Source organism: Fusobacterium sp., from assembly GCF_029258315.1.
In the GTDB taxonomy this organism is placed as follows: domain Bacteria; phylum Fusobacteriota; class Fusobacteriia; order Fusobacteriales; family Fusobacteriaceae; genus Fusobacterium_B.
Genome location: NZ_JARHZE010000121.1, coordinates 1 through 3,620 on the forward strand (window position 1 = coordinate 1; position 3,620 = coordinate 3,620).

Genomic DNA, 3,620 nt, shown 5'->3' on the forward strand with positions numbered 1-3,620 from the left:
CTTTTTAACTCCTCTGTGTTAAACTCCATATTTTTATCAAAACTATTAAAAGATAAAATCTGCTGGAAATCTGGGAAAGGTAACTCTATTGTTCTAGTTGAATAATAAGTTTTATCCCAAACAAAAACTAAATGTTTATCACTATATCCAATTATCATCTCTTTATCGTTATCTTTTATAAGCTTAGTAAATGAATTTACACTATCTAAAGGTATAGAGTAACTTCTCTCTTCTATACATTCATTTTCTTCTTCTAGATAAGCTAATCTATATGAATCACTTGATACAAATTCAAGCTTATCTTTTTTAAATAATACTCTTATACAATTTAATGCTAAATTATCAGTAGTAGGATATGCACAGAACTTACATTTTTCTAATCCTTGACTAAATATATTAGATTTGACAGAAGTTATTTTTGTAAACTCTTCTTTCTCTATCATAGGATAGTCTTTATCATCTAAAGTGATAAACTCTCCTTGATGAATAAATAATGAGTTATCCTTTGAAGAGATCTCTATCTCAGTTTCATCAAGAAGTTTTACATATTCTAGTATTAATTGAGATTTAACAACTATAACTCCCTCTTCTATAACCTTTCCATCTAATTCTTTTATAAGATTAGACTCTAAACTAGTTCCTATAAAAGTTATTCCATCTTTAGTAGCTTGTATCTTAAGCCCTGCTATTATAGGTTTTATAGGATTATCTTTTAATATAAGTGAAAAAGCTGATAATACATTTATAAACTCTTCTCTATTTACAACAAATTTCATTTCATCACCCTGTTAATTAATTTTTATTTTTTAAAATCCACCCTTTATTTTTTCCCAATATTTATTTTGTATACTTAGAGTAGATGTTGTATCTCTTAATAATTCACATTTTTCTAAATCTTCTATTTTAAATAAAGGTTTTTCTTCTGTAAATTCTCTAGCTGGAACATTTATAGATGGTAGGACAAGATAGTCAGCAACTAAAGCATAAACTTCTGGTCTATGTACATACTCTATAAATTTATGAGCAGCCTCTTTATTTGGAGCTGTCTTTAAAATAACAAATGAATCTAAAGAGAATAATCCACCTTTTTCAGGAACTATAAAATCAGTATGTTTTTTCTGCTCCTCTGTTAATTCCATATATATATTTTCTCCATAACCTTGAACTACTAAAAAATCCTCACTAGCAAAATTTTTACCAAAAGACTCCGAGTCAAATTTAGCTATATTCTTCTTCCAACCTTTTATTTTTTCTTCTGCCTCTTTAAATGCTTTTTCATCACCAACTGTTTGAGGATATCCACTCATCAAAAGACCAGAACCTAAAACTTCCCTCATATCATCTAATAAAGTCATTCTACCTTTTAAATCACTTCTTTCATAGATACTATAATCTCTTGGATAATCTTTTACATATTTTGTATTAACAACTATTAAAGTAGCACTTACTGCATAAGGAATAGTGTATTCATTATTTGGATCAAACTCACTAAGTCTTTTTAATATATTTTTATCCAAATTCTCAAATGTAGAAATTTTTGATTTATCTATCTTATCAAGCATATTTTCCTTCATCATTATTTCTACATAATCTGGTGACGGTAAAACTAAATCATAACCTGTTGCTCCAGCTTTTAATTTAGTAAACATCTCTTCGTTGGTTGAATATATATCTTCCATTATTTTTATCCCAGTTTCTTTTTCAAAACCTTCAAAAACTTCACTTGGAATATATTCTGCCCAGCTATATACATGAAGAACATTTTTTCCTATCTCCATTTTTTCTTCACTCTTTTCTCCACAAGATACAGCTCCCACAGCTATAATTCCTGCTACAAAAATCTTAGAAAATGAGTTTAAAAAATTTTTTCTCAACTTACCCCTCCTATTTATTAGTAGTACTAAATTATTATACACCATAATTTCTGTTTTAACAAGTAAATAATTAATATAGTTTATCTTATAAAAAATGACTTTACAATTTTTTAAAATTTTAGTAAAATGTAATGTAGAGATTTTTTTGAATGAGAGGTGGTTTTTTAGATGGACACGTATTCCTTGTGTAGCAAGAATATTTAAAAAATCTCTTTATCATCTTTTATGATAGGTAAAGAGTGGTTTATTATGAAAGGTGGTTTTTATGATTCAAATAACAAAAACAAATGAAAAAGGCAAATTAGATTATCTTTATTTTAAAAATGATGAAGATGAGATAGTAAACTATGAAATACTTAAAGAAAAAAATACTTGGATTAATTTAATATCTCCCACTGAGGAAGAAATAGAAGCTTTAGAAGTAGTATTGGATATTCCTCAAGAACATATAAGAGCAGCTCTTGATGAAGAGGAAAAATCTCGTTTAGAGATAGATGGAGATATCATCTTGATCATTATAGATATACCTATTCATAATGATGGAGATGATAAATGTTCATTTACCACAATTCCACTTGGGATTATATTGTTACAAGATAATATAATCACAATAACAATAGATAAGTTTCCTTTAATAGATGAATTTATTAAGGGAAAAGTAAAAGAGTTCTTTACTTTTAAAAAGACTAGATTTATTCTTCAACTTCTATTTAGAAATACATCATATTACTTATATTATCTAAGACAAATCGGTCGTGTAAGTGATGTAGTAGAAAATCGTTTAAAGAAAAATTTGGATAATGATGAATTAATGTTACTTCTTGAGCTTGAAAAAAGTTTGGTTTACTTCACAACATCATTAAAATCAAATGAGGCAGTTCTTGATAGAATTATGAGAATGCAACTTGTTAAGAAATATCCTGATGATATGGAACTTCTTGATGATATAATCATAGATACAAAACAGGCAATAGAGATGGCAAGTATATATTCAAGTGTCTTAGTTAGCACTCGTGATGCTTTTTCTACTATTATGTCTAATAACCTAAACAATGTAATGAAAAGACTTACTTCTATAACAGTTGTTTTGGCTGTGCCAACTATTATATCTGGTATATGGGGAATGAATGTATTTGTTCCATTCAGTGAAAGTCCTTTTGGTTTCGTTACTGTTATAATTATATCTATACTTTTAAGTATACTTATAACTATATGGCTTTCTAAAAATAAAATGTTATAAAATTAGATTTTAAATGCAGTAGCTTATTTGTTACTGCATTTTTATATTATTAATTAAAATCAATCTATCTTTGATAAATTTTTTTCTTATTTAGAAAAAGACTTCCAATCATTAGATATATACTCTAAATCTTGGAAGTCATTTTTATTTTTTTATAAATATTTCATCATATTTTCTTAAAATATATCCTCCAAAAAATAGAGGAAAAAGGAATATGTAAATACAGAAACTAACTAAAAATTTTATAAAATTTTGTTTATTCATCTTAACCCTTCTTACATATGTTTATTAAGCTTTCTTACAGATCTTAAAACTTCTTTATTATTTATAACTTTATCATAAATACTTAGAAACCAATTCAACTGTTCTTCATTTATTTTAAGGTTTTCCATTATATAATCTTCTAATTGTTTTACCTCTTCTGGAAAAAGATTTACCTTAGTAGTGTTATTTATCTCAAGAACTGTTTTTCCACCACCAAAATATAATAGAATTCTCTTCCAGTT

At 26.4% G+C, this 3,620-nt stretch carries 3 protein-coding genes and 1 pseudogene; 1 reads left to right on the forward strand and 3 read right to left on the reverse strand.

Features of this window, described 5'->3' with window-relative positions:
* Positions 1-776 (reverse strand): DNA polymerase III subunit beta (locus Q1J48_RS08090; protein ID WP_300362541.1); only part of this gene is annotated, 776 nt, incomplete at its 3' end.
* A 30-nt stretch (positions 777-806) separates the two neighbouring features.
* Positions 807-1,874: an extracellular solute-binding protein gene (locus Q1J48_RS08095; RefSeq protein WP_300362544.1), complete on the reverse strand. Its 1,068-nt coding sequence runs from the start codon at positions 1,872-1,874 to the stop codon at positions 807-809.
* Positions 1,875-2,139: 265 nt separating this feature from the next.
* Here Q1J48_RS08095 and Q1J48_RS08100 point away from each other — a divergent pair, with 265 nt between their 5' ends.
* Positions 2,140-3,114 (forward strand): magnesium transporter CorA family protein, encoded by a 975-nt coding sequence (locus Q1J48_RS08100; RefSeq protein ID WP_300329315.1) that lies wholly within the window; start codon positions 2,140-2,142, stop codon positions 3,112-3,114.
* Between the two features lie 275 nt (positions 3,115-3,389).
* On the opposite strand, the pseudogene Q1J48_RS08105 reads toward Q1J48_RS08100, so the two are convergent.
* Positions 3,390-3,620, reverse strand: a pseudogene (locus Q1J48_RS08105) (hypothetical protein); the annotation flags it as partial.